The organism is Geobacillus sp. DSP4a (assembly GCF_013096875.1).
GTDB classification, from domain to species: domain Bacteria; phylum Bacillota; class Bacilli; order Bacillales; family Anoxybacillaceae; genus Geobacillus; species Geobacillus thermophilus.
In genome coordinates this window covers 70172-94756 of sequence record NZ_SDLD01000005.1, presented here as the reverse complement: position 1 = coordinate 94756, position 24585 = coordinate 70172, and the positions used below count along the sequence as shown (strand labels likewise).

General features: G+C 53.9%; 25 protein-coding genes, 1 pseudogene and 1 riboswitch. Of the genes and pseudogenes, 23 read left to right on the top strand and 3 right to left on the bottom strand.

What is annotated here, in order from left to right:
* Positions 1–388: 388 nt before the first annotated feature.
* Entirely contained in the window at positions 389–1312 is a 924-nt protein-coding gene (locus tag ETC02_RS03325; RefSeq protein ID WP_025039322.1) for a helix-turn-helix transcriptional regulator, read from the bottom strand.
* Positions 1313–1438: 126 nt separating this feature from the next.
* Here ETC02_RS03325 and modA point away from each other — a divergent pair, with 126 nt between their 5' ends.
* The 3 genes from modA (at position 1439) to crcB (ETC02_RS03310) (ending at position 3126) form a co-directional block, all read left to right on the top strand.
* Entirely contained in the window at positions 1439–2230 is a 792-nt protein-coding gene (modA, locus tag ETC02_RS03320; RefSeq protein WP_050367656.1) for a molybdate ABC transporter substrate-binding protein, read from the top strand.
* Between the two features lie 48 nt (positions 2231–2278).
* Positions 2279–2341, top strand: a riboswitch (Fluoride riboswitch).
* A gap of 45 nt (positions 2342–2386) precedes the next feature.
* Positions 2387–2776, top strand: coding sequence for a fluoride efflux transporter CrcB (crcB, locus tag ETC02_RS03315; protein ID WP_011232177.1), 390 nt, complete (start codon positions 2387–2389; stop codon positions 2774–2776).
* The gene (gene crcB / locus ETC02_RS03310; RefSeq protein WP_011232176.1) at positions 2776–3126 is read left to right on the top strand and encodes a fluoride efflux transporter CrcB; all 351 of its coding nucleotides are present in this window, start codon (positions 2776–2778) and stop codon (positions 3124–3126) included. The genes crcB (ETC02_RS03315) and crcB (ETC02_RS03310) overlap by 1 nt, the downstream gene beginning before the upstream one ends.
* Before the next feature lie 191 nt (positions 3127–3317).
* Here the strand turns inward: crcB (ETC02_RS03310) and ETC02_RS03305 are convergent.
* Positions 3318–3563 (bottom strand): annotated as a pseudogene (locus ETC02_RS03305) (alkaline phosphatase); the annotation flags it as partial.
* A gap of 287 nt (positions 3564–3850) precedes the next feature.
* On the opposite strand from ETC02_RS03305, the gene ETC02_RS03300 reads away from it, so the two are divergent.
* From ETC02_RS03300 to ETC02_RS03275, 6 genes are all read left to right on the top strand, one after another.
* The gene (locus ETC02_RS03300) at positions 3851–4303 is read left to right on the top strand and encodes a MarR family winged helix-turn-helix transcriptional regulator (protein WP_171698053.1); all 453 of its coding nucleotides are present in this window, start codon (positions 3851–3853) and stop codon (positions 4301–4303) included.
* Positions 4300–7464: an MMPL family transporter gene (locus tag ETC02_RS03295; protein ID WP_171698052.1), complete on the top strand. Its 3165-nt coding sequence runs from the start codon at positions 4300–4302 to the stop codon at positions 7462–7464. Before ETC02_RS03300 ends, ETC02_RS03295 begins: the two co-directional genes overlap by 4 nt.
* Positions 7465–8138: 674 nt before the next feature.
* Positions 8139–8429 carry a hypothetical protein gene (locus tag ETC02_RS03290; RefSeq protein ID WP_033010796.1) on the top strand — a complete coding sequence of 97 codons (291 nt, stop codon included), beginning with the start codon at positions 8139–8141 and terminating at the stop codon, positions 8427–8429.
* Complete coding sequence (locus ETC02_RS03285) at positions 8422–8877, top strand: PIN domain-containing protein (protein WP_063211092.1); 456 nt, start codon at positions 8422–8424, stop codon at positions 8875–8877. Before ETC02_RS03290 ends, ETC02_RS03285 begins: the two co-directional genes overlap by 8 nt.
* Before the next feature lie 206 nt (positions 8878–9083).
* On the top strand, positions 9084–9269 hold the full coding sequence (locus ETC02_RS18335) for a PD-(D/E)XK nuclease family transposase (protein ID WP_080729623.1): 186 nt from the start codon (positions 9084–9086) through the stop codon (positions 9267–9269).
* Positions 9270–9319: 50 nt separating this feature from the next.
* The gene (locus ETC02_RS03275; RefSeq protein ID WP_033010793.1) at positions 9320–9985 is read left to right on the top strand and encodes a type 1 glutamine amidotransferase domain-containing protein; all 666 of its coding nucleotides are present in this window, start codon (positions 9320–9322) and stop codon (positions 9983–9985) included.
* Between the two features lie 142 nt (positions 9986–10127).
* Here ETC02_RS03275 and rnhC read toward each other — a convergent pair whose 3' ends face one another.
* Positions 10128–11060 (bottom strand): ribonuclease HIII, encoded by a 933-nt coding sequence (gene rnhC, locus ETC02_RS03270; RefSeq protein ID WP_171698051.1) that lies wholly within the window; start codon positions 11058–11060, stop codon positions 10128–10130.
* Between the two features lie 111 nt (positions 11061–11171).
* On the opposite strand from rnhC, the gene zapA reads away from it, so the two are divergent.
* The 14 genes from zapA to ssuC all read left to right on the top strand — a co-directional run bounded on the left by zapA (position 11172) and on the right by ssuC (position 24535).
* Positions 11172–11447, top strand: a complete 276-nt coding sequence (gene zapA, locus ETC02_RS03265) for a cell division protein ZapA (RefSeq protein ID WP_014196491.1) — start codon at positions 11172–11174, stop codon at positions 11445–11447.
* On the top strand, positions 11440–11979 hold the full coding sequence (locus ETC02_RS03260; RefSeq protein ID WP_044742486.1) for a CvpA family protein: 540 nt from the start codon (positions 11440–11442) through the stop codon (positions 11977–11979). Before zapA ends, ETC02_RS03260 begins: the two co-directional genes overlap by 8 nt.
* 90 nt (positions 11980–12069) lie before the next feature.
* Positions 12070–13794: a DNA polymerase/3'-5' exonuclease PolX gene (gene polX, locus ETC02_RS03255; RefSeq protein ID WP_171698050.1), complete on the top strand. Its 1725-nt coding sequence runs from the start codon at positions 12070–12072 to the stop codon at positions 13792–13794.
* 20 nt (positions 13795–13814) lie between these two features.
* Entirely contained in the window at positions 13815–16169 is a 2355-nt protein-coding gene (locus tag ETC02_RS03250) for an endonuclease MutS2 (RefSeq protein WP_371810042.1), read from the top strand.
* 14 nt (positions 16170–16183) lie between these two features.
* Positions 16184–16591 (top strand): DUF350 domain-containing protein, encoded by a 408-nt coding sequence (locus ETC02_RS03245; RefSeq protein ID WP_033010786.1) that lies wholly within the window; start codon positions 16184–16186, stop codon positions 16589–16591.
* 13 nt (positions 16592–16604) lie between these two features.
* On the top strand, positions 16605–16769 hold the full coding sequence (locus ETC02_RS03240) for a hypothetical protein (RefSeq protein ID WP_171698049.1): 165 nt from the start codon (positions 16605–16607) through the stop codon (positions 16767–16769).
* A 79-nt stretch (positions 16770–16848) separates the two neighbouring features.
* Positions 16849–18549 (top strand): long-chain-fatty-acid--CoA ligase, encoded by a 1701-nt coding sequence (locus ETC02_RS03235; RefSeq protein WP_305847204.1) that lies wholly within the window; start codon positions 16849–16851, stop codon positions 18547–18549.
* Positions 18550–18613: 64 nt separating this feature from the next.
* A complete protein-coding gene (locus tag ETC02_RS03230) occupies positions 18614–19201 on the top strand; it encodes a fatty acid metabolism transcriptional regulator FadR (RefSeq protein WP_011232163.1) in 588 nt (195 codons plus the stop codon).
* A gap of 25 nt (positions 19202–19226) precedes the next feature.
* Positions 19227–20000, top strand: coding sequence for an enoyl-CoA hydratase (locus ETC02_RS03225; RefSeq protein ID WP_050367651.1), 774 nt, complete (start codon positions 19227–19229; stop codon positions 19998–20000).
* 64 nt (positions 20001–20064) lie between these two features.
* The gene (locus ETC02_RS03220) at positions 20065–20841 is read left to right on the top strand and encodes an electron transfer flavoprotein subunit beta/FixA family protein (protein WP_171698047.1); all 777 of its coding nucleotides are present in this window, start codon (positions 20065–20067) and stop codon (positions 20839–20841) included.
* A 65-nt stretch (positions 20842–20906) separates the two neighbouring features.
* Positions 20907–21884, top strand: coding sequence for an electron transfer flavoprotein subunit alpha/FixB family protein (locus ETC02_RS03215; protein WP_047818828.1), 978 nt, complete (start codon positions 20907–20909; stop codon positions 21882–21884).
* 151 nt (positions 21885–22035) lie between these two features.
* Positions 22036–22350, top strand: a complete 315-nt coding sequence (gene trxA, locus ETC02_RS03210) for a thioredoxin (protein WP_015375556.1) — start codon at positions 22036–22038, stop codon at positions 22348–22350.
* A gap of 239 nt (positions 22351–22589) precedes the next feature.
* Positions 22590–23591, top strand: coding sequence for a sulfonate ABC transporter substrate-binding protein (locus tag ETC02_RS03205; protein WP_171698046.1), 1002 nt, complete (start codon positions 22590–22592; stop codon positions 23589–23591).
* A 137-nt stretch (positions 23592–23728) separates the two neighbouring features.
* On the top strand, positions 23729–24535 hold the full coding sequence (gene ssuC, locus ETC02_RS03200; RefSeq protein ID WP_171698045.1) for an aliphatic sulfonate ABC transporter permease SsuC: 807 nt from the start codon (positions 23729–23731) through the stop codon (positions 24533–24535).
* The last annotated feature ends 50 nt before the right edge of the window (positions 24536–24585 follow it).

Genomic DNA, 24585 nt, shown 5'->3' with positions numbered 1-24585 from the left:
TTGTCCTTGGTGGCGTAAATGAGGGGGAGAACAGAGTCGGAATTTTGTTCCGTTTGGTAAAATATACAAAAACCAGAGAGGGCTGACTCCAAAAGTCCGCTTTTTGGCGGACTTTTGGGTCAGCCCCTTTTTTTGGATGGATGGCATAGAATCGGAGCAAGGAAATAGGATTTGGAAGGTTCCGCTGAATCATCGCCTGATGTCCAAAACATGCATATAGATGCCATTTGAAGCTTTAAGATTCGTCGCTTTTCCTAAGCATTGGATCGACTGCCAAGACGTGATGGAGGCAAGCCTTGGCAGTCGAAAAAATGGACAAGCGGCTTTTCCGTTAAGGAGATGGTAAACGTTTTCGTTGCGTCGATACAGATGCGGTTGTGCTGCCCTGTCAGCCGCGTTCGGCGATGATTTGCCCGGTTTGCGACACATCGTATCCGCCAAGCGCTTCGAGTTCGGTGCGGAACAAATCGGAGCGAAGCACGTTCAAGACGGCGGCGATGAGCGGTTCGTTCTCCCGCGTCCGCAGCATGACGACATCATACTGCTCTTTCATCAGCGGAATGAACTCGACGCCGGCCATTCGCGCCACTTTTTCCGTGCCGATGCCGACATCAGCGAGACCCGCCGCCACCGCGGAGGCGACGCTCAAATGGCTTGTCTCCTCACGCTCATAGCCGCGAATAGCGGACGGTGACAGCCCATGCAGGCGCAGCTGTTCATCCAAGAGCACACGCACCCCCGCTCCTTTTTCCCGGTTGACGATCACGACGTCGCTCCTTCCTAAGTCGCTCCACGTTTGAATGCCGCGCGGATTGCCTTTTTGCACGTAAAACCCGATCGGCCTGCGCATCAAGTTCACCATGATGTACGCATGGCCTGTCAACAGCTTTTCAACATAGGGACGGTTGTACTCACCCGTTTGCCCGTCAAACAAATGCACGCTGACGATGTCACATTGCCCTTTGTATAGAGCGATCAATCCGTTGAGGCTGCTCGTATAGGTGCGAAGCGATTGATAAGGGCCGCCTTTCTCGAGATGGGCGCCAAGCAAATCGAGCGCCATATCTTGACCGCTGATGATGATGGGGCGAAAAGCGGTTTCGGTCGGCCGTGAAACGGCGGGGGAAACGGTGCTTGCCTCCCCTTTTTGCCCGGCGATGTACCGCTTGAGATCATCCGCGGTGATCCGCATTTGCCGCCCAACGCGAAAGGCGGGCAGCTTCCCTTTTTTCACTAAATCATACACCGTTAGTTTTGACACCTTTAATAAGGAAGCGATTTCTTCAATCGTGTATGACTGCGGCTCCGGCATCATGCAATCCTCCTTTCTTCCATTGTAGCGCAAAGAAAGGGAGGTGAAAAAATTTTTTCTTTCATAACTATTTATCATTATTTATAATTAGATATCATTACATATAAAAAGATAAGGGGGATGTAGATGCGAAAAATGGCATGGCTTGTCGCGGTGGTCTTGTTGTTCGGCTTGTATGGCTGCGACAGCGGTTCGAAAGAGGGGGCTGGGCAAACGAAATCGGCGGACAAAGTGGAGCTCACCGTCTCCGCCGCGGCCAGTCTGCAAGAAGCGCTGGAAGAAGCGAAAACGGCGTTTGAACGAAAGCACCCGAACATCCGCATCCAATATAATTTTGGCGCGTCGGGCGCCTTGCAAAAACAAATTTCCGAAGGGGCGCCGGTCGATCTCTTTTTCTCCGCGGCTGCCGAGCCATTTGAGGAACTGAAAAAGGAAGGGCTGATCGATTCCAAACACGAAAAAACCGTGCTCGCCAACGAGCTGGTGCTCATCGTTCCGAAACAAGGAGAAGAGGCGATTCAGTCGCTCGATGACATCACCCGCGCCAAACGAGTGGCGATCGGCATCCCCGAGTCGGTGCCGGCCGGCATGTACGCGAAACAAACGCTTGAGCATGCCGGGTTATGGGAAAAAGTCAAGCCGCACCTTGTTCTTGCCAAAGACGTCCGCCAAGTGTTGACGTATGTCGAAACGGGCAACGTCGACGCCGGGTTTGTGTACCGGACGGACGCGCTCGTGTCGGACAAAGTCAAGATCGCCGCCTCCGTGCCAAGCGGCATGCACGACCCGATCGTCTATCCGCTTGGTGTTGTCAAGACGAGCAAACATCTCAAGGAGGCGCGGGAGTTGTATGATTATTTGACGAGCGAACAAGCGCTCCAAATATTCGAACAACACGGGTTCCGACCAAGCCGTTGAATCTGCTTCCCATTGGGAGGGGATATATGGTAAAATAAAGGCGATGCCAATCGAATAGGCGATGGAGTTCGCCATAACCGCCGGCTTCCGGCTGATGACTCCTGCTGCAAATTGAAGCGGCAGGAGTCTGTTCATTTTTGGAAGGAGGGGTCCTTATTGGTCTATCTCGCTGTCGGCATCGCCGGCATGATCGGCGCGCTTGTCCGCTATGGCCTCGGTTTGGTTGTTCCCGCCGCCGCCGTCGGCGGCTTTCCGCTCGGGACGCTTTTCATCAACTGGACAGGCTCGTTTTTGCTCAGCTGGTTCACCGTGATGTTCACCCGCCGCCCCGCGTGGCCGCCATGGCTGAAAACAGCCGTAACGACCGGGTTCGTCGGTTCGTATACGACGTTTTCGACGCTTAGCGTTGAATGTGTGGAATTGATGGAACAAGGGCGCTTTGGCATGGCGGCCGTTTATATCGCTGCCAGCCTGTTTGGCGGGTTGCTCGCCTCATGGGCTGGATATGCCGCCGCTCAACCGGAACGGAAGGAAGGGATTGGATAATGTACGCACCGCTGTTTGTGGCGATCGGCGGTTTTTTCGGCGCCATGGCCCGCTATCTCGTCAGCCGCTGGGCGGCTCGGCGTTCGCCGCGTTTTCCGCTCGGGACGCTCATTGTCAACTTGCTTGGGTCCTTCTTGCTCGGCTGGCTCGCCGGAAGCGGCGCCGCCGATGCCGCAAAACTGCTTGTTGGCACGGGCTTTATGGGCGCGTTCACCACGTTTTCGACCTTAAAATGGGAAAGCGTGCAAATGATGCAGCAACGCCAATGGGCGAAGGTTGTCGTTTATTTGGCGGCTACGTATTTGTGTGGCGTGTGGCTCGCGTGGCTTGGCTATCACGTGGGGCGGTGATGAGCGGCAATGAAAAACGGGCTTGATTTCTGATCGGGGGGGAGAAAAGAGATTGCGATTTGTTGAGCCAGGGGAGGAGACTAGAATGGCGAGGGCAAGAGTGGAAGAGAGATTCAAGACATTGCGATACTTTATCGATGGCTACTATAACCAATCGATCGATGAAGGACAACGACCGAAACACGGATGCGTTATCTTTTGCTTTTTCCAAACAATAATTCTTCAAGAATATCATGAATGCGTGTATTCTCGTACACGCCGGTGAACCGCTCCGCCCCCGGACCCATGGCGGTCAGCGGCACATCGGCGGCGGTGTGGCCTGTTGTCGTCCAGTCGAGGGCGAACGTTTGCGTAGAGCGGGCAATTGGAAACGGACCGTCTTCGCCGGAGATCGTTTTGCCGTCTCCCGACTCATCCGTGCCGCCCGGCGTTTCGATCGGAACATCGTTCTCCTCTCCTTTTTCAGATGATTTGGTCACTTTTATCGTACAAGCTGGATGTTAAGCGTTCGTGAAGGCCGTGTAATCATTTTGAAAACATTTCCTTTGTTTCGGAATGGGAGGACAGACTCGATGTTCTTTTGCTCACATTTCTCGTTGACTTTTTCTTTTTTCCTTGGTATCGTTACTAATAGTTCAATCATTGAACTAAATAAAAAAAACCGCCGTCCCGAGGGAGATGTTTGGACAAATTGTTCAATTGTTGAACAAATGGAGGTGAAGGAATGCCGGAACGAAACATCGACGAATGGATCGACCGCTATTTGTCCGTGTCGTTTCTCGTGATGAAACGCGGAGCGGCGCTTGTCAAAGGCAGTCTTTGCGAAGAGATGACGCACGATCAATATTATTTGCTTCGCTACATCCGCAGGCGGGGGGCGTGCACGTCAACGGAGCTCGCTGCGATGTTTGGCGTGAACAAAAGCGCGGTGACGGCGATGACAAATCGCCTCGTCGACAAAGGCTGGCTACGCCGCGACCGTGACGAGAACGACCGGCGCGTCATCGTCTTATCGCTGACGGAGCAGGGGGAAGCATGGGTAGAGGAAATGGACCGCAGCGTCTATCGGCTCGTCGAAGAAGTAATCGCCCGCTTTCCGGAAGAAGAAATTGAAGCGTTCATCCGCACGTATGAGCGGCTGGCCCGCGTGCTGCAGGAGGTGGAAGAGGCGACATGAAAGCGATCATCAAAGGAAAATGGCTCGTACTTGCGGCATGGATCGCCATGGCGGCCGTGCTCATGGCGACGGCGCCGAACATGGGCGAGCTTGTCCGCGAGAAAGGGCAGTTGAGCGTACCTGACGGCTACTCGTCGTCATTGGCGGCCAAGCTGATCAAAGAGGCGAACAGCCAGGAAAACAAACAAAACGAACGCTCCGCGGTGCTTGTCTTTTACCAAAAAGGCGGGTTGACGGCGGATGACAAAAAAGAGATTGAACGGGCGGTAAACGCGCTCGAAAAGAAAAAAGAGGAGCTTCATGTCACGAACATCGTCTCGCCGTTTGCCAACCCGAAGCTCGAAAAAGAACTCATCTCCAAAGACGGGACGACGATGCTCATTTCCATCACCATCGACCCGGCCGGCCGGACGGCGAAACAGCTGACGGATGCTTTATATAAAGCCGTCAGCGGCGTCAAAGTCGAGCATTATTTCACCGGCGGCTGGATGATCGATGAAGATGTGGTGGCAAGCTCACAGGCAGGCGTGAAAAAAACGGAAGGGATCACCGTCGTTTTTATTTTAATCGTCTTGCTCGCCGTGTTCCGTTCGCCGGTAGCGCCGCTCATTCCGCTGCTTGTGGTCGGGGCGACGTACGTCGTTTCGCAGTCAGTCGTGGCGTTTTTGGTCGATCAGGTCAACTTTCCGTTGTCGACGTTTACGCAGACGTTTTTAGTCGCCGTGTTGTTCGGCATTGGGACCGACTATTGCATTTTGCTGCTGAGCAGGTTTAAGGAAGAGCTGGCGAAGCGCGGCGACCGGGCGGAGGCGATCGCCGCCACGTACCGGACGGCGGGGAAAACGGTGGCGGCAAGCGGCTTGGCCGTCATGATCGGCTTTGCGGCGATCGGCTTGTCGACGTTTAAGCTGTATCAATCGGCGGCGGCTGTCGCCGTCGGGGTGGCGGTCTTGCTTGCCGCCTTGATGACGCTCGTGCCGTTTTTCATGGCCGTGCTTGGCGAGAAGCTGTTTTGGCCGGTGCGCGGGAAGCTTGAGCACGGGCAAAGCCGGCTTTGGCTCGCCGCCGGTCGCTTTGCCTTCGCCCGTCCGCTTCTGGCGCTGGCGATTGTTGGGATTGTGACGGTGCCGGTGCTCGCGACATACAACGGCAAGCTGTCGTTTGACTCCATGGAAGAGATTGGCGATCATTACCGTTCGGTCAAAGCATTTCGCATCATCGCCGATCATTTCAATCCGGGAGATGCCATGCCGACGCAGGTGGTGGTAAAAAGCAAAGAGCCGCTTGATTCGGAAGAAGGGCTGGCGTTGATAGAGAAAATGAGCCGCGAGATCGAAAAAGTTGATGGCGTGGCAAGCGTCCGCTCGGCGACGCGTCCGACCGGAGAGCCGATTCAGGAGCTGTATGTCACCGAACAGGCGAAACAGCTCAAAGACGGCCTCGGCGCCGGCAAAGAGGGGATTGAGAAAATCGGCGCCGGACTTGAGACGGCAAGCGAAAAATTGTCCTCGTCCGCGCCGCAGCTCAAGCAGGCGTCATCCGGCATCGGCCAGCTCGTCTCTGGAACGGAGCGGCTTGAAGACGGTCTGCGCCAGCTGCAAAACGGCCTTAGTCAAATCGAACAAGGCGTGCGTCGTGGAGCGGTGGGCGCCGGCGAGCTGCAAAACGGCTTAGTGACGCTTCGCGACAATGCGAAAAAGCTGCAGGAAGGCGCCGCGCAGCTGCTTGACGGCTACAAGCAGACGGAACAAGGGCTGTCGGCATTAAGCGGCCAGTACCGGCAAATCGAAGCGGGATTAAAGGCCGTCGCCAATCAGCTCGCCGCCGTGCAGGCGATGCTTGCGCAAGTCGAACAGGCACATCCGGAGCTCGCGCAAGACGCCCAATATCAACGAGCGAAAATGACGGTCGCCGCCTTGTCCGAAAAGACGAACGAAATGGCGGACGGCCTCGTACAGTTGAACGGGGCGCTTGAGCAGGCGCGCGCCGGCTTGGCGAAAGCGAACGACTCGTTCGCCCAGCTTGCGGCCGGCCAAGCGGCGGTCAACGGCGGCTTGGACCGGATCATCGCCGGGCTTTCGGAGCTCGAAGCCGGGTTGACGAAAGCGGCCGACGGCCAGAAACAGGCGGTTGACAAATTGCCGCAATTCTCCCGAGGGCTTGAGCAAGTGAACGGCGGCCAGCGCCAATTGCTTGAGCATTTCTCCGCCCTTGGCGGCCAGCTCGACCAGCTTGTAAACGGCTTGGACCAAAGCGCGTCCGGTCTGCATAAAGTGGCGGACGGCCTCGGAACGGCGGAAACGTATTTAGCCGATTTGTCATCGGCGCCGGAGAAAGACATGGCTGGCTGGCACATGCCGAAGGAAGCGCGCGAAAGCAAAGACTTTGCGCAGGCGAAAGACGCGTATATGTCGAAAGACCGGCGCATCGTGACGTTTGATGTCATTTTAAAAGAAAATCCGTATTCGACATCGGCGCTCAGCCGTGTGGATGACATTCACGCCGCCGCTGAGCGGGCGGTGAAAGGGACGAAGTGGGAAGACGCGACGATCGCTGTCGGCGGCGTCACAAGCACGTACGCCGATTTGCAGGCGATCTCAAACGCCGACTATAAACGGACGGCCGTGCTGATGTTGATCGGCATCGCCATCGTGCTCGCAGCGCTCCTTCGTTCGCTGATCATGCCGCTCTATTTGATCTTGTCGCTCGTCCTGACGTATTACACATCGATGGCCGTCACCGAACTCATTTTCGTCAACGGCCTCGGCTATGCCGGCTTGAACTGGGCGGTGTCGTTCTTCGCCTTTGTGTTGCTGTTGGCGCTTGGCATCGACTACAGCATCTTCCTCATGGATCGGTTCAACGAATACCGCGGCCGGCCGGTGAAGGAAGCGATGCTGTCAGCGATGGGCCATATGGGGACGGTCATCATCTCGGCCGCCGTCATTTTAGGCGGAACGTTCGCCGCGATGTATCCGTCCGGCGTCCTGTCGCTTTTGCAAATTGCGACGATTGTGCTGACAGGGCTCCTGCTTTACGCCCTCGTCGTCCTGCCGCTGTTTGTGCCGGTCATGGTCCGCACGTTCGGTCGCGCGAACTGGTGGCCGTTTCGGCAACCGGTGAGTGAAGTGGACGGACTGGAACAACAAAAAATCAGTTAAGATGGCGAGCCAACGCCGCTCCCATATGGCTGAGGGAACGGCGTTTCTTTTTGATAATGAATGGAGGACTGCAAGCAGGTCCAAAGATCCAACCAAAATCGATGCCGCTTAAAGCCTGCCCCTACTTGATGGAATATATGTTCTGTTTTAGTTTGATGCAAGAGGAAAAGCGATAGGAAACGACAACAATTCACCCGTGGTGCTAGTTGAGCGCTAGCGCTCAACTAGCCCTAGTGTGACAAGTGAATACGTCTACAAATATGTCATCTAGTGCCACTTCAATCCCTGCAATCGAGATACTTGTTCATTAGGACAGAGAGTACCGTTACCGTGGGGAGAATAACTGCTTTATGCTATTTCAACTTCTATACTTGCTTATTATTACGTTTTTGTTGTATGCGCTTATTGAACGAAAAGGGAAACCGCGAGAAAAGGTACTATTTTACACATGCATTTTCATTCTTTTATCCATATAAGTTGAAATTTTGTTTTACATCCAACTGATTCCCCGCCATGCTACACCGTATCAGCTCGTATCGAGATGAAAACGGAAACGAAAAATTCGGAAATTCTTTATTGCAACTTATATATTTGGAAGAATGCGTCTATATTTTTGATATACTTGGTTGGTGTTGAATGGTATAATAAAAATATACAGAAAGCGAGGGATAGCAATGGGAAATGTAGACATTTTAAAAAATCATAATGAAGATGAGCGCCACGACTACGTGCATATTTTTCAATTAGTTAAGCGGGCGTTACAGGAAGCGAATTTATTGCAGTTGACTGTTATTGAAGAACAAACAGATAAATTGATCGTGAAGCCGAAACCGTTGAGTACCGAGGATAAAGTGAAAGCTTTTGAAAGCTTAGCAGGTAGTGCCGTTCTCGCTGGTGAAAATGTAAAAGAGTTGCTTAAGATGGCTAATCGGGAAGAAGAATGGAGGAATAATGAGCTTGAGTAATATCGCACTTATTGATAATAACATTTATGTTTATCATTATTTGGGCTATGAGCCAGTGAAACACCTCTTCACCCAACTGTTAAACGATGGTTTTGAAATCGCAATGTCTAGCGTTGTTGCGATGGAGTTTCTTTCATATGAAAAGGTAGAAACGAACGAAGCCATTCGTCATAAGCGATACAGCTATATTCGGGCATCAACGCTATACAACGTGGACTTCGAAATAGCAGAAAAAGCAGCGGAATTACGAAGAAAATGTAAGATGGAAACCGGAAAAACATTAAAAGCAGGGGATGCGCTTATTGCTGCTACAGCGATTGCAAAAGGAATGACATTGTTTAGCAATAATGATAAAGATTTTGTACGTTTGCAAAAATGGGGATTGAATTATGTGAATCCTATTCAAGATCCAGAAGACTTGCAAAAATTTCTTAATAAGCTGTTATAAGACCGTTGCAATTCATTTAGACCTTTTTCGAAACATGTGCATGATGCTGTCTTCTAATTCAATGTCTTTGTCACGCAAGCTTTTTGCGATGGTGAGTTTTTCAAAGAAACATTATACTCTCCTATGCTCACCGATCGTTCTCTCCTTACTTTTCCTTACAAACCCATATTTCTGCATTTGCATTTCTCTTCTTCCTTCAGTATAGTATGTCAGAACGCCTGTTGTACTATTGGGCGCGGCTGTTTTCGTCCTCTCTTTTGCAAGGACAACGGTATGCCGCACTTCCACCGACGATTATGATCGTCATCCTGGGCGTGACAGGCACGTATCTTAAGCGATTCATTCCTTTTCCATTTCACAAAGCATATTTTTTCCTCTTTTGCCCAACATAAAGTATGATGAGTAGTAGAGAACATTCCAAAACCTAAAGGAGGGCTGCCGCATGACGAAACGAGTGCTCATGGTGGTGACGAACCATACGACGATCACCGACGACCATAAAACCGGGCTTTGGCTTGAGGAGTTTGCCGTACCGTATTTGGTATTTAAAGAAAAAGGGTATGACGTGAAAGTGGCGAGCATTCAAGGCGGCGAGGTGCCGCTTGACCCGCGCAGCATCAATGAAAAAGACCCGTCTTGGGCGGAGGCGGAAGCAGTGCTGAAGAACACAACACGTTTAAGCAAGGACGATGCACACGGGTTTGACGCCATTTTCCTTCCCGGTGGACACGGGACGATGTTCGATTTTCCCGACAATGAAACGCTGCAATACGTCTTGCAGCAGTTTGCCGAAGACGGGCGCATCATCGCCGCTGTCTGCCACGGTCCGTCAGGGCTGGTGAACGCCACATACAAAGACGGCACGCCGATTGTGAAAGGAAAAACGGTCACGTCATTTACGGATGAAGAAGAGCGTGAAGTCGGGCTTGATGTGCATATGCCGTTTTTGCTCGAGTCGACGCTGCGCCTGCGCGGTGCAAATTTCGTCCACGGCGAGAAATGGACCGATTTCTCGGTGCGCGACGGTAACTTGATCACCGGGCAAAATCCGCAATCAAGCCGAAGCACGGCGGAAAAAGTCGTCGCCGCGCTGGAAGAGCAGGCGTGAGCGATAAAGGCTGAATGTGCGGCAAAGGGGTGTCCCAAGAGAACGGGGCACCCTTTCTTCATGACGAGATGCAGGGACACACATATTACCCGTGGTGCTAGATAAACTCAAACAAACATCATTGTTCATCAATTCCACTCCTTCACTTCCGGCGCTTGGCGATGGCAAGCGCCTTTTTCGTATTGGCGAAATGAAGCTTGGCGCACGCCGCGAGCGCTTCTTCCCCCCGCGCGCGGATGATCCGGGCGGCGGCTTCGTCAACGATGGCGCCGGCACCTTTTGGAAGCAGGAGGCCGACGGCGCGGGATAATTGCTCCATCTCCTCTAAAAACACATAGCGGGCGATGATCGAGGCGGCGGCGACCGCCACGTGCACGCTTTCTGCTTTTGGCAGGCAATGCACCCGCTCGCTTACGATGCGCGTTTCATCAGCGAGGCAGTGGAAATACGAGCCGCGTTCTAAAAACTGATCGATGATGATCGCTTCTGGTTCGATGGGCGCGATGGCGTCAACAAGTTTCGCGAGCGTCCGGTTGTGAAGCAGCGCCTTCATTTTCGTCTGCGGCATGCCGCTTCGCTGCCAGCGGTTGTATTCGGCATTGTCCAACACGGTGACCGCATGCGGCACGGTTTCCATGATGGCGGGGGCGATCCGTTTGATTGCCTCATCGTTCAATTGTTTCGAATCTTTCACGCCAAGCGCCGCGATTTTGGCGATATGCGGCCGATCCACGTAGGCGGCGGCGACGACGATCGGGCCGAAATAATCGCCGGTGCCGACTTCATCGGAACCGATGGCGGAAAGAGACCCGAGTTGATGAGCTGCCAAAGCGGACGGCTGGTGGTCAGCTGTTTCGTTTGAGGCGCTCGCCCCTGATATCCATTTCGCTGCTTCTTGCTCCGCCGCTTTCCCTTGAAACAGCACTTTGCCTGAGCGGTAGGCGGTGATCACGACATCCGGGCGTTTGACGGCAAACAACGCTCCAGCCGGAAGCCGGTCGGACAAGGCGCCTTCATAGTGGGCGCGCAAGGCGTCAAGCAGCTGTTGGTCGGCTTGAATCACATAGTTTGACAATGTTCGATCGCTCCTTTATCTTCTCTATCGTTGCTGTGTGTCGCTTCTTTCCATTATACCAGCGTTCATGATATGATAAACAGTAGGATTTGGCGAAATGGGGGAGAAAGCTTGACAGAACAGCCAAAAACGCGAGTGAGCGTCCGCATCTATGGACAAGACTACACGATCGTCGGCGCGGAAAGCCCGGCCCACATCCGGCTCGTGGCGGCGTTCGTTGATGATAAAATGCATGAATTCAGCGAGAAAAATCCGCTCCTTGATGTGCCGAAGCTGGCCGTGTTGACAGCCGTCAACATCGCCAGTGAGTATCTCAAACTGAAAGAACAATATCAACGGCTGGCGGAACAGCTGAAACAGGAAAAGGACGGGAAACAGGATGATTGATGTCGTGCTGCTGTTTGTCCTGTTGATGGGGGCGATGATCGGGCTGAAGCGCGGCTTTATCCTTCAATTCATTCATATGGCCGGGTTTCTGATCGCCTTTTTCGTCGCCTATCGCTATTATGAACGGTTTGTGCCGACATTGCGCCTTTGGATTCCGTATCCGACGTTCGGAGACCCGGAGACGATGAAGCTGCTGTTTCAGAGCACGCATTTGGACGATGCCTATTATCGGGCGATTTCCTTTGCGCTTTTGTTTTTTGCTGTGAAAATCGTCCTGCAAATCATCGGCTCGATGCTTGATTTCGTCGCCCAGTTGCCGCTCTTGCGAAGCGTCAACCGTCTGGCGGGGGCGGCGCTCGGGTTTGCGGAAGTGTATTTGCTCGTCTTTTTGCTGTTGTATATCGGGGCGCTCGTGCCGATTGACAGCGTGCAGGAGCAGCTGCAGCGTTCGCTTATGGCGACCGTGATTGTGAAACATACGCCGGTGTTGTCGGAGATGCTTGGCAACTGGTGGATTCATGGCCGCGTCTGATGACCTGCTTGAAGGACGACAAACGCTTTCACCGATTCATGACTATGTTTGCTGGAATGTGGCCGTGGTGTTGGAAAGAGAGGGGACGGCATGGACATAAACAAAAAAGATGTCATCCGCCTGTTGGAAACGATTGCGTTATATTTGGAAATCAAAGGGGAGAATCCGTTTAAAGTGAACGCCTTCCGCAAAGCGGCGAACGCCTTGGAAACGGATGAGCGGAGCCTCGCGGAAATCGGCGACTTCACCGCCATTCCCGGCATCGGCAAAAGCACGGCGGCGATCATCACCGAGTTTGTCGAAACCGGTTCATCATCGGTGCTCGAGGAATTAAAGCGCGATATTCCGGAAACGCTTCTTTCCTTGCTTAAGATCCCGGGGCTTGGCGGCAAAAAAATCGCCAAGCTGCATCAAGAGCTCGGTATTGTCGATATGGATGGATTGAAAGAAGCGTGCTTGGCTAGAAAAGTGCGCGCGCTTGCCGGTTTTGGCGCGAAAACGGAAGAAAAGCTGCTTGCGGCCATTGAAAAGGCAGGCAAACGCCCTGAGCGGCTGCCGCTCGCTCGGGTGCTCGCCGCCGCGGCGGATGTGGAACGCCAGCTTGCTTGTCTTGACGGCGTGATTCGCTTCTCGCGGGCCGGCAGTTTGCGGCGCGTAAACGAAACGGTGAAAGATTTGGATTATGTCATCGCCACCGACCGTCCGGCTGCGGTGCGCGACGGGCTTCTTCGTTTTGAGCGTGTCCGTGAGGTCATCGCTGCTGGGGAGACAAAAGTGTCGCTTCTGCTTCGCTATGACGACGATGTGGCCGTCGACTTCCGGCTGGTCAGCGGGGCGCAGTTTGCGACCGCGCTCCATCATTTCACCGGATCGAAGGAGCATAACGTGCGCATGCGCCAGCTCGCCAAAGAGCGCGGGGAGAAAATCAGCGAATACGGCGTGGAAGACGAAGCGACCGGCAAGGTGAAAACGTTCCCGGATGAAGCGGCGTTTTACGCCCATTTCGGGCTGCCGCACATTCCCCCGGAGCTGCGTGAAGACGGCACGGAAATCGAGCGCTATTCGGACCGATATCCGCTTGTCCGCCTTGAAGACATTCAAGGCGATTTGCATATGCATTCGGCATGGAGCGACGGGGCGTGTTCGCTTGAGGAGCTCGTTGAGGCGTGCCGCCGCCGCGGCTATCGGTATATGGCCATCACCGACCATTCGCAATTTTTGAAAGTCGCCAACGGTTTGACGCCGGATCGATTGCGGCGCCAGCGCGAGGAAATCGAACGGCTGAACGCGCGCTATTCGGATTTTACCATCCTCGCCGGCATTGAGATGGATATTTTGCCGGACGGGACGCTCGATTACGATGATGACGTGCTCAAGGAGCTGGATTTTGTCATCGCCGCCATTCACTCTGCGTTCAAACAGCCGCGCGAGGCGATCATGAAGCGGCTCGAGGCGGCGCTTCGCAATCCGTACGTCGATGTCATCGCCCATCCGACCGGAAGGCTCATCGGCCAGCGCGGCGGTTATGACGTCGATCTCGAGCGGCTCATGGAACTCGCGGCCGAGACGAACACGGTGCTTGAGTTAAACGCCAACCCGAGCCGTCTCGATTTGTCGGCAGCTTACGTGAAAAAAGCCGAGGAAGCGGGGGCGTATATTGCCATTAACACGGACGCCCACCATTTGGACATGCTTGATGATATGGCTATTGGCGTGGCGACGGCAAGGAAAGGCTGGATCAAGAACGAAACGGTCATCAACACATGGCCGCTTGACAAGCTGCGGCAGTTTTTGCGCGACAAACGAACGAAATGAATGAGCTGGGGGTCAGATACGTGCAACGAAAAGTGCTTCACACCTTGGAGTTCGATAAAGTGAAAGAGCAGTTGGCTGAGCATGCGTCCTCGCCGCTCGGTTTGGAAAAAATCGAGGCGCTCATGCCGTCATCCGATTTGGAGGAGGTGGCCGCTTGGCTTGAGGAAACGGATGAAGCGGCCGCTGTTTTGCGACTTGCTGGCTATGCGCCGCTTGACGGAGTTGTCAACATTCGCCCTCATTTGAAACGGGCGGCGATCGGCGGCGTGCTCAGTCCGCAAGAACTCGTGGAAACGGCATCCACCTTGACCGCAAGCCGGCAGATGAAACGGCTGATTATGGATCTGCATGAAGAGCAGGGGGGATTGGATCGTCTGTCCATTTATGCCGATGAGCTCGTGGAGGTGCCGGCGCTTGAGCATGACATTCGCCGCTCGATCGACGATCATGGCGAGGTATTGGATGCCGCAAGCGACCGCCTCCGTTCGCTCCGCGGGCAAATTCGGTCAGTGGAAACGCGCATCCGCGAGAAGCTTGAGAGCATCATTCGCTCGCCGTCGGCGCAAAAGCGGCTGTCGGACGCCATCATTACGATCCGCAACGACCGCTATGTCATTCCGGTGAAACAAGAGTATCGCAGTGCCTATGGCGGCATCGTCCACGACCAGTCGGCGTCCGGGGCGACGCTGTTTATCGAGCCGCAGGCGGTCGTCGAGTTGAACAACGCACTCCGCGAAGCGCGGGCGAAAGAAAAGCAAGAAATCGAACGCATTTTGCGCGAACTGTCGGCAAAAGTCGCTGAGCAGGCTGAACCGCTTGCGCGGGCGGTTGAGTCGCTTGCGGCGCTCGATTTTGCGTTTGCCAAGGCGAAATACGCCCGCCGGCTGCAAGCCGCGAAGCCAGCGGTCAATAACCGAGGCTATCTTCGCTTTGTGCAGGCCCGCCATCCGCTGCTTGATCAAGAAAAGGCGGTGCCGAATGACATTGAACTCGGCGGCGATTATACGACGATCGTCATAACAGGCCCAAACACCGGCGGGAAAACGGTGACGTTGAAAACGGTCGGCTTGTTGACATTAATGGCGCAAGCGGGGCTGTTTATCCCGGCGGCCGACGGATCGGAAGCGGCGGTGTTCCGCGCAGTGTACGCGGATATCGGCGACGAGCAGTCGATCGAACAAAGCTTGAGCACGTTCTCGTCCCATATGGTCAATATTGTCGACATTTTGCGCCATGTCGATGGCCAAAGCCTTGTGCTGTTTGATGAGCTCGGAGCGGGCACCGACCCGCAGGAAGGGGCGGCGCTTGCCATCGCCATCTTGGATGAAGTGCACGGGCGCGGGGCGCGGACGGTGGCGACGACGCATTATCCCGAATTGAAAGCGTACGGCTACAACCGCCCCGGGGTGGTGAACGCGAGCGTTGAATTTGACACCGAAACGCTCCGTCCGACGTATAAACTATTGATCGGCATTCCCGGCCGCAGCAACGCCTTTGACATCTCACGCCGCTTGGGGTTGGATGAGCGGATTATCGAGCGGGCGAAAGCGCAAGTGAGCGCGGAAAGCCATAACGTGGAAAACATGATCGCGTCGCTCGAACGAAGCAAAAAGCAAGCCGAGGAAGACGAAGCGCGGGCGCGCGCGGCGCTGGAGGAAGCGGAGCGGCTGCGCGCCGAGTGGGAGCAAAAGCTCGAAGCGCTCGAAGAGGAAAAAGAAGAGCGGCTGGCTGAAGCGGCGAAGCAGGCAACGGACATCATCCGCGCCGCCGAGCGCGAAGCCGAGCGAGTGATTCATGAACTGCGCCGCCTGCAAAAAGAAAAGCAGGCGGAAGTGAAAGAACACGAGCTCGCCGAGGCAAAACAGCGGCTCGCCGCCGCCGTGCCGAAAGTCGAGAAACGGAAAAGAGCAAAAAAACAGGCGCCGCGCCATGTATTCCAGCCGGGTGATGAAGTGAAGGTGACGAGCCTCAACCAAAAAGGCTACTTGATCGAAAAAGTGTCGGACGATGAATGGCAAGTGCAGCTCGGCATTTTGAAAATGAAAATTCACGAGCGTGACTTAGAATACATCGGCAGCGCGCCGGTGAACGACGTGACGCCGATTGCGACCGTGAAAGGCAAGGACGCCCATGTGAGCCTTGAGCTTGATTTGCGCGGCGAACGGTACGAAGACGCGCTCCTTCGGCTTGAGAAGTACTTGGATGACGCCGTGCTCGCCGGATATGCGCGCGTCTCCATCATCCACGGCAAAGGGACAGGCGCGCTCCGCCAAGGGGTGCAGCAGTTTTTAAAGCAGCACCGGGCGGTCAAAAGCTTCCGATTTGGTGAGGCGAATGAAGGCGGGACCGGGGTGACGGTCGTGGAACTGAAATGATGGGGGCGAGAATGATGGCGCCGTTTTGGGAGCACGAAATGGTGAGAACCGCTGCCAATTTCAGCGTCGCCGTGCTGTGCATCGTGGTGTTTTTGGCCGTGTTTGAACTCGTCACGAAGTATAAAAACTGGGAAGAAATTCAAAAAGGCAATATGGCGGTGGCGATGGCAACCGGCGGAAAGATTTTTGGCATTGCCAATATTTTTCGTTACGCGCTCGCCCACCATGAGTCGCTGTTGTCGATGGTCGGCTGGGGCGTGTACGGGTTTTTGCTTCTGCTCGCAGCGTATTTTATTTATGAATTTTTGACGCCGAAGTTTAACATCGATGATGAAATCGCCAACGACAACCGGGCGGTCGGCTTTATCTCGATGGTCATTTCCGTCGGTTTGTCGTTTGTCATCGGCGAAGGGATTCAGTAAAGGGGAACAACGAATGAACGCAGTAGTCAAATGGTTGTTGATCGCCGTCGGGCTGCTTTTGATCGCCGGCATCGCGTATATGGCGGTGCGCAACCGGTCGGTCGATGTGCTGGCGAAAATCTTGTTTGTCATTTGTGCGTGCTTTTTCTTCATTGGTTTGGTGTACTGGTTTTGGTGACGTCTCGCTCAGGCGAGGCGTTTTTTTTTGATGAAAAATTACAAAAAGTGAAATAAAATAGAAACAAGGAGGGATGCATATGGAAAAACCGTGGCTCGCTCATTATCCGCCGTCCATTCCTGCTACGCTCGACTATCCAAAGAAAACGCTTTCTGACTATTTGCGGGAGACGGCGGAACAATTCGGAGACCATGAGGCGATTGACTTTTTGGGCAAAACGATGACGTTTCGCGAGCTGTACGAGCAAGCATTGACATTCGCGCATTATTTGCGGACGATCGGATTGAAAAAAGGGGATCGGGTGGCGATTATGCTGCCAAACTGCCCGCAGGCGGTGATCAGCTACTACGGGACGCTCCTAGCGGGCGGCATCGTCGTGCAGACGAATCCGCTTTACACCGAGTATGAGCTTGAATACCAGCTGAACGACAGCGGCGCCTCGGTGCTCGTGACGATGGATCTTTTGTATCCAAAGACGGAAAAGGTGAAAGGGAGGACGCCGGTCAAGCATTGGATTGTCACGAGAATGCAAGAGTATTTGCCCACGGTGAAGAAATGGCTGTATCCGCTTGTGCAACGGAAGCAAAATATGCCGATTGTCCGCATCGCGGAAAGCGAAACTGTTCATCTGTTCCGCACGATCATGAGCCGCAAGGAAACCGCTCCGATCGGGGTGGACATCGACCCCGTGGAAGATGTCGCGCTGTTGCAATATACAGGCGGCACGACGGGGCGTCCGAAAGCCGCCATGTTGACGCATCGCAACTTGATCGCCAATACGCTCATGTGCGCCCATTGGGTGTATAAATGCGAAAAAGGAAAAGAAACGGTGCTCGGCGTGCTTCCGTTTTTCCACGTGTACGGCATGACGACGGTGATGAATTTGTCTGTGATGATGGCGAGCAAAATGGTGTTGCTTCCTCGCTTTGACGTGAAGCAAACGTTGAAGACGATCGAACGCACCCGCCCGACGATGTTTCCTGGCGCGCCGACGATGTACATCGCTTTGTTGAATCATCCAGATTTTCCAAAGTATGATTTATCATCAATCAACGTCTGCATCAGCGGATCCGCTCCGCTACCGGTTGAGGTGCAGGAGCAGTTTGAACAGGTGACGGGCGGAAAATTGATTGAAGGATACGGGTTGACCGAGGCATCCCCTGTCACCCATAGCAACTTCCTTTGGGACGGGGAGCGGGTGAAAGGAAGCATCGGTGTTCCGTGGCCGGATACGGACGCGAAAATCGTTTCCTTGGAAACGGGTGAGGAAGCAAAGCCCGGCGAGCGTGGAGAACTCGTCGTGCGCGGGCCGCAAGTGATGAAAGGCTACTGGAACCAGCCGGAGGAGACTGAGCAAGTGCTGCGCGACGGATGGCTGTACACCGGCGACATTGGCTATATGGATGAGCGTGGGTATTTTTATATCGTCGACCGCAAGAAAGATGTCATTATCGCCGGCGGTTACAACATTTACCCGCGCGAAGTCGAAGAAGCGCTGTACGAGCACCCGAAAGTGCAGGAAGCGGCCGTGATCGGCGTTCCCGATCCGTACCGCGGCGAGACGGTGAAAGCGTTCGTCGTGTTAAAGCCGGGGGAGATGTGCAGCGAACAGGAGCTTGACGCCTTTATGCGCCAGCGCCTGGCTGCTTACAAAGTGCCGCGCATCTACGAGTTCCGCAGCGAATTGCCGAAGACGGCGGTCGGCAAAATTTTGCGCCGCGTGTTGGTGGAAGAGGAGAAAAAGAAGCTTGACAAATCGGCAGAATTGCCCGTAAAATGAAAATATGAATGATGGTTCATTCATTTGGCGGATGGAAAGTGAGATGAGAAAAGGAGAATCCATATTGCGGAGGGAAAAGCCGAAATTTAAGCAAATCATTGACGCGGCCGTCGTCGTCATCGCCGAGCACGGCTACCATCAAGCACAGGTGTCGAAAATCGCCAAGCAGGCCGGTGTCGCCGACGGCACGATCTATCTTTATTTTAAAAACAAAGAGGATATTTTAATTTCGCTTTTTCAGGAAAAGATGGGGGCGTTCATCGAGAAAATTGAACAAGAGACAGAAGGAATTTCAAGCCCCCTAGAGAAATTGTATGTATTGGTGAAAACTCATTTTTCCGCCCTCGCCGCTGATCCGCATATGGCGGTCGTGACGCAGCTTGAGCTGCGCCAGTCGAACAAAGAGCTGCGCCATCGCATCAATGAGGTGCTGAAAGGATATTTGCGGCTCATCGACCGCATCATCATGGAGGGGATGGAAAAAGGGGAGTTTCGCCAAGATTTAGACGTCCGGCTCACTCGGCAAATGATCTTTGGCACCCTGGATGAAACGGTGACGACGTGGGTGATGAACGAGCAAAAGTATGACTTGGCCGCCCTCGCCGATCCGGTGTACGAACTGCTCGTCAAAGGGTGCGCCGCCGGACGTTAGGAAAGGCAGAAAGGGGAGAGGCTTCATGAATTTTTTTCGCGTAGCGAAAGAGGAGTTCGTCGCCGTCGTGACGTTTTCGCGGCCGCCGGCGAACGCTCTTGCATCCGCTGTTTTGAAAGAGCTTTCAACCGTGTTGGACGAGCTTGAGACCGACCCGGACGTGCGCGTCGTGTTGCTTCATGGCGAGGGGCGGTTTTTCTCAGCCGGCGCCGATATTAAAGAATTCACGTCCATCGCTTCCGTCGAGGAGGCATCCGGCTTGTCGCGCAACGGCCAGCTCGTGATGGAGCGGATCGAACGCTTTTCCAAACCGGTCATCGCTGCCATTCACGGCGCGGCGCTTGGCGGTGGATTGGAGTTGGCCATGAGCTGCCATATCCGCATCGTGGCGGAAAACGCTAAACTCGGCCTGCCGGAGCTGCAGCTCGGCATCATCCCCGGATTTGCCGGCACGCAGCGGCTTGTGCGCTACGTCGGCTTTGGCAAGGCAGCCGAAATGATGTGGACGAGCGAGCCGATTACCGGCGCAGAGGCTGTGCAATGGGGGCTTGCCAACAAGGCGGTGCCGGAAGAGCGGCTTCTTGACGAGGCCAAAGCGCTGGCGAAAAAGATCGCCGCCAAAAGTCCGCTTTCCGTCCGTGCGACGATTGAACTGCTCAACGCCGCGAAGGAAAAATCGTTTGCCGAGGCCGTGCGCGAGGAAGCGGAATGGTTTGGCCGCGTGTTTGGATCCGAGGATGCAAAAGAAGGCGTGCAGGCGTTTTTGGAAAAACGGCCGCCCGTCTTTAAAGGGAAATAATCTTTGTCAATATCTGAATGTTGGAACATGAAACAATGTTCAATCAAACCGAGGAGGGAACGACATGAACATTTTTGTGTTAATGAAACGCACGTTTGACACGGAAGAAAAAATCTCCATCGTCAACGGCAAGATTAACGAGGAAGGGGCAGAATTCATCATCAATCCGTACGACGAATACGCCATTGAAGAAGCGATTCAAGTGCGCGACAAACACGGCGGCGAAGTGACGGTCGTCACCGTCGGCAGCGAAGAGGCGGAAAAAGAACTCCGCACAGCGCTCGCCATGGGTTGCGACAAAGCGGTGCTCATCAACATTGACGATGATGTCGAAGAACAAGACCAATATACGACGGCGAAAGTGCTCGCTGAATACTTAAAAGACAAAAACCCGGACTTGATTTTAGCCGGCAACGTCGCCATTGACGGCGGCTCCGGCCAAGTCGGCCCGCGCGTCGCCGAACTGCTTGGCATTCCGTATGTAACGACGATCACAAAGCTCGACATTGCCGACGGCGGCAACGTGACGGTCGTGCGCGATGTCGAAGGGGATGAGGAAATCATCGAAACGTCGCTGCCGCTCCTTGTCACCGCTCAACAAGGCTTGAACGAACCGCGCTATCCGTCGCTGCCGGGGATCATGAAAGCGAAAAAGAAACCGCTTGAAGAGCTAGAGCTTGACGATTTGGACCTCGACGAAGACGATGTTGAAGCGAAGACGAAAACGATTGAAGTGTTCTTGCCGCCGAAGCGCGAAGCGGGCAAAATTTTGCAAGGCGAGATCGCCGATCAAGTGAAGGAACTCGTTCAGCTGCTCCGCTCCGAAGCGAAAGTGGTATAAGCGGAAACCGCTGTCGGCGTTCGGATGAAGCACAACGGGGAATCAAAGGATAGGGGGACTGAAACATGGCACGTAAAGTATTGACCTTAGCAGAAGTGCGGGACGGATCGCTGCGGAACGTTTCGTTTGAGGCTATTGCGGCCGCCAAAACGATCGCCGAAGGCGGGGAAGTCGTCTCGGTGCTCGTCGGCGACCAAGTGCAGGCGCATGCGAACGAACTCATTTACCGCGGTGCGGACCGCGTCGTCGTCATCGAACATCCGAATTTGAAATTTTATACATCAGATGGCTATTCGCAAGCGTTAAAAGCCGTGATTGACAAAGAGCAGCCGGAAGGCATCGTCTTCGGCCATACGGCGCTTGGCAAAGACTTGTCGCCGAAATTGGCCATCAAGCTCGACGCCGGCCTTGTGTCCGACGTCATCGCCGTCGAAGAGGCGGGCGGCAACATCGTTTTCACGCGTCCGATCTACTCCGGAAAAGCGTTTGAAAAGAAAATCGTCACCGATGGCATCATCTTCGCGACCGTGCGTCCGAACAACATCGCGCCGCTTGAGCGCGACGAGTCGCGCTCAGGCAGCGTGGAAGCGCTCGCCGTCGAGATCAAAGACTTGCGCGCGATTGTCAAAGAGGTCGTCCGCAAAACGGCGGAAGGCGTCGACTTGACGGAGGCGAAAGTGATCGTCGCCGGCGGCCGCGGCGTCAAAAGCGCCGAAGGCTTTAAGCCGCTCCAAGAGCTCGCCGAAGTGTTGGGCGGCGCGGTCGGCGCTTCGCGCGGGGCGTGCGATGCCGGCTATTGCGACTACTCGCTGCAAATCGGGCAAACGGGAAAAGTCGTCACGCCGGACCTTTACATCGCCTGCGGCATCTCAGGCGCCATCCAGCATTTAGCGGGGATGTCCAACTCGAAAGTCATCGTCGCCATTAACAAAGACCCGGAAGCCAACATCTTTAAAGTCGCGGACTACGGCATTGTCGGCGATTTGTTCGAAGTCGTTCCGCTCCTCACCGAAGAGTTCAAAAAACTGAAAGTGCATTCGTAATGAACAACACGGGCGGCTGCAGCCGTCCGTTTTTTGACGGATAAATTCCGCGGCAAAAGCGAATAGTAGAAACGAAGCAAAACATTCGCGCCGACATGCATTCCATGGTATACTTTGCTTGCAGCATTCAAGAAGATGGGAGGGAATCCATATGGCGATTGTCAACGCCACTGACCAAACGTTCGCCGCAGAAACGAAAGACGGCCTCACGCTCGTTGACTTTTGGGCGCCATGGTGCGGACCGTGCCGCATGATCGCTCCGGTGCTGGAAGAGCTTGACCGCGAAATGGGCGACAAAGTGAAAATCGTCAAAGTGAATGTCGATGAAAACCAAGAAACAGCGTCGAAGTTCGGCGTCATGAGCATCCCGACGCTGCTTCTGTTCAAAGATGGCCAACTTGTCGACAAAGCGATCGGCTATCAGCCGAAAGAGGCGCTTGTGGAGTTTGTGAGCAAGCATGCGTAATGTCGATGACCAAAAATCCAGAGGGAGGGACCTCTGGATTTTTTTTGATGGCCTCAAAAAATGATTGACAACAGGAAGCATTTTCTTTATATTAATAACCAACAATTCATATCGGTTATATAGGTATTATACATTTTTTATTCATAGTTTTTCTATAGTTATAGTTTATTTTTTGGGAGGTGATGCCGCTTCGCTTTATTCCGTTGCGAATTAGATGAGGAAAACGAGGAGGGACAATGATGGATCAATGGTTAAAACAGAAGAAAGCACTATGGATGCTGGCCATCGTCTTTTTGTTATGGATGGGCTCCGGATGCGACGCACATAGCGGGAAGGAAGACAAAGGATCTGCTTCGTCGCAAAAAGGGGAAGCAAGCGAGGCCATTCGGATCGGCTATCAAAAATATGGCACGCTCAATATGCTAAAAGCGCGCGGGGATTTGGAAAAACGATTGAAAAAGTTGGGGTATACGGTGCAATGGTCGCTGTTTCCCGGTGGGCCCCAACTGCTTGAGGCGATGAACGCGGGCAGCTTGGATTTTGGCCATACAGGTGAAGCGCCGCCTGTATTTGCCCAAGCAGCTGGAACACCGCTTTTATACGTGGCGACCACGCCGCCGAATCCGGCTGCTGAAGCGATTTTAGTCCCCAAAAATTCGCCAATTCGCACGATCGCGGACTTGAAAGGGAAAAAAGTGGCGTTGAACAAAGGATCGAACGTTCACTATTTGCTTGTCCAGGCGTTGGAAAAAGCAGGATTGAAACTTTCGGACATCCAGCCCGTTTATTTGCCTCCCGCAGACGCGCGCGCTGCTTTTGAGCAAGGAAGCGTCGATGCGTGGGTCATTTGGGATCCGTTCTACGCCGCGGCGGAGCAAGGCGGAAAAGCGCGTGTCATAGCAGACGGGCAAGGATTAGTAGTCAACCGGGAGTTTTTCTTTGCTTCTCGATCGTTTGCGGAAAAGCATGCGGATGTTGTCAACATCATTTTGGAAGAGCTGAAGAAGGTCGATCGCTGGGCAAGCAATGATCCGAAAGGAGTAGCCGCGTTTTTGGCTCCGGAGCTCGGCATTGATGAACAGGCGCTGGAGACGGCAGCCAAACGGCGCACATACAACATTGAGCCGGTCACCGATGAAGTCGTGGCTCAACAGCAGCAAATCGCCGACCAGTTTTTTCAGTTAGGGCTGCTGCCAAAGAAAATAGACGTGAAAGAGGCGGTTTGGCGTGAGGGGAAATGAAGAAATGCGCACAAGAGTGATGAGAGGCTGAATGTATGATAGAAAGCCGGTCTGCCTCCTTGACAACATGATCGTGGTTAGGTTCGAATGCGTCATCCAACAGGCTGAAAGGGCAGACAACTTTTGGACGAGAATCGATGGAAAGGAGTGGAAATGAAGTGAAATTATCAAGGTGGACGGGATGGGCTGGGGGGAAGGCTGTGCCGTGGGCGTTGCCGATCGGTCTACTCGCTGCATGGCAAGCGGCAGCAGCAGCTGGTTGGCTGTCTTCGCGAGTGCTGCCGGCGCCGACTGATGTGATTGTTGCGGCGTGGAATCTTGCTTCGAACGGAGAATTATGGAAACATTTGTCCGTCAGTTTTTGGAGAGCGCTGACTGGCTTTGCCATCGGCGGATCGATCGGATTTCTTCTCGGCTTGCTCAATGGAGTGTTTCGTCCGGCTGAGCGATTGTTGGACACATCGATCCAAATGATTCGCAATATTCCGCATTTAGCATTGATCCCGCTCGTTATCTTATGGTTTGGCATTGGAGAGGAGGCGAAAGTGTTTCTTGTCGCGTTAGGCGTGCTGTTCCCGATGTATGTCAACACCTTGCACGGCATCCGCAATGTCGACGCCGGCTTGCTGGAAATGGGGCGCGTCTATGGGCTTGGACCATGGCAGCTGTTTTGGCGCATTTGGCTGCCTGGTGCGTTGCCTTCGATTTTAGTTGGATTGCGCTATGCCCTTGGCATTATGTGGTTGACGCTCATCGTCGCGGAAACGATCGCGGCCGACCGCGGCATTGGATATTTGGCCATGAATGCGCGCGAGTTTATGCAGACCGATGTCGTTGTTTTCAGCATTTTGCTTTACGCGCTGTTCGGCAAGCTGGCCGACAGCATCGCCCGTTTTCTAGAAAAAAGATGGCTTCGTTGGAACGTCAATTATCAGCATATATGAAAATCGCCAAACAATGTCAAGCGCTTCAACAAATGTCCATAAGGCTTGGA

Excerpts from the sequence above, each read along its gene's own strand:
- crcB (WP_011232176.1), top strand. The coding sequence starts at position 2,776 with ATGTACGCACCGCTGTTTGTGGCGATCGGCGGTTTTTTCGGCGCCATG.
- ETC02_RS03235 (WP_305847204.1), top strand. The coding sequence starts at position 16,849 with ATGGAAAAACCGTGGCTCGCTCATTATCCGCCGTCCATTCCTGCTACG.
- ETC02_RS03260 (WP_044742486.1), top strand. The coding sequence starts at position 11,440 with ATGATTGATGTCGTGCTGCTGTTTGTCCTGTTGATGGGGGCGATGATC.
- ssuC (WP_171698045.1), top strand. The coding sequence starts at position 23,729 with ATGGAAAGGAGTGGAAATGAAGTGAAATTATCAAGGTGGACGGGATGG.
- ETC02_RS18335 (WP_080729623.1), top strand. The coding sequence starts at position 9,084 with ATGTCAGAACGCCTGTTGTACTATTGGGCGCGGCTGTTTTCGTCCTCT.
- ETC02_RS03215 (WP_047818828.1), top strand. The coding sequence starts at position 20,907 with ATGGCACGTAAAGTATTGACCTTAGCAGAAGTGCGGGACGGATCGCTG.
- ETC02_RS03240 (WP_171698049.1), top strand. The coding sequence starts at position 16,605 with ATGAACGCAGTAGTCAAATGGTTGTTGATCGCCGTCGGGCTGCTTTTG.
- polX (WP_171698050.1), top strand. The coding sequence starts at position 12,070 with ATGGACATAAACAAAAAAGATGTCATCCGCCTGTTGGAAACGATTGCG.
- ETC02_RS03295 (WP_171698052.1), top strand. The coding sequence starts at position 4,300 with ATGAAAGCGATCATCAAAGGAAAATGGCTCGTACTTGCGGCATGGATC.
- ETC02_RS03225 (WP_050367651.1), top strand. The coding sequence starts at position 19,227 with ATGAATTTTTTTCGCGTAGCGAAAGAGGAGTTCGTCGCCGTCGTGACG.
- trxA (WP_015375556.1), top strand. The coding sequence starts at position 22,036 with ATGGCGATTGTCAACGCCACTGACCAAACGTTCGCCGCAGAAACGAAA.
- ETC02_RS03245 (WP_033010786.1), top strand. The coding sequence starts at position 16,184 with ATGGCGCCGTTTTGGGAGCACGAAATGGTGAGAACCGCTGCCAATTTC.
- ETC02_RS03205 (WP_171698046.1), top strand. The coding sequence starts at position 22,590 with ATGGATCAATGGTTAAAACAGAAGAAAGCACTATGGATGCTGGCCATC.
- ETC02_RS03275 (WP_033010793.1), top strand. The coding sequence starts at position 9,320 with ATGACGAAACGAGTGCTCATGGTGGTGACGAACCATACGACGATCACC.
- ETC02_RS03220 (WP_171698047.1), top strand. The coding sequence starts at position 20,065 with ATGAACATTTTTGTGTTAATGAAACGCACGTTTGACACGGAAGAAAAA.
- ETC02_RS03300 (WP_171698053.1), top strand. The coding sequence starts at position 3,851 with ATGCCGGAACGAAACATCGACGAATGGATCGACCGCTATTTGTCCGTG.
- modA (WP_050367656.1), top strand. The coding sequence starts at position 1,439 with ATGCGAAAAATGGCATGGCTTGTCGCGGTGGTCTTGTTGTTCGGCTTG.
- ETC02_RS03325 (WP_025039322.1), bottom strand. The coding sequence starts at position 1,312 with ATGCCGGAGCCGCAGTCATACACGATTGAAGAAATCGCTTCCTTATTA.
- ETC02_RS03290 (WP_033010796.1), top strand. The coding sequence starts at position 8,139 with ATGGGAAATGTAGACATTTTAAAAAATCATAATGAAGATGAGCGCCAC.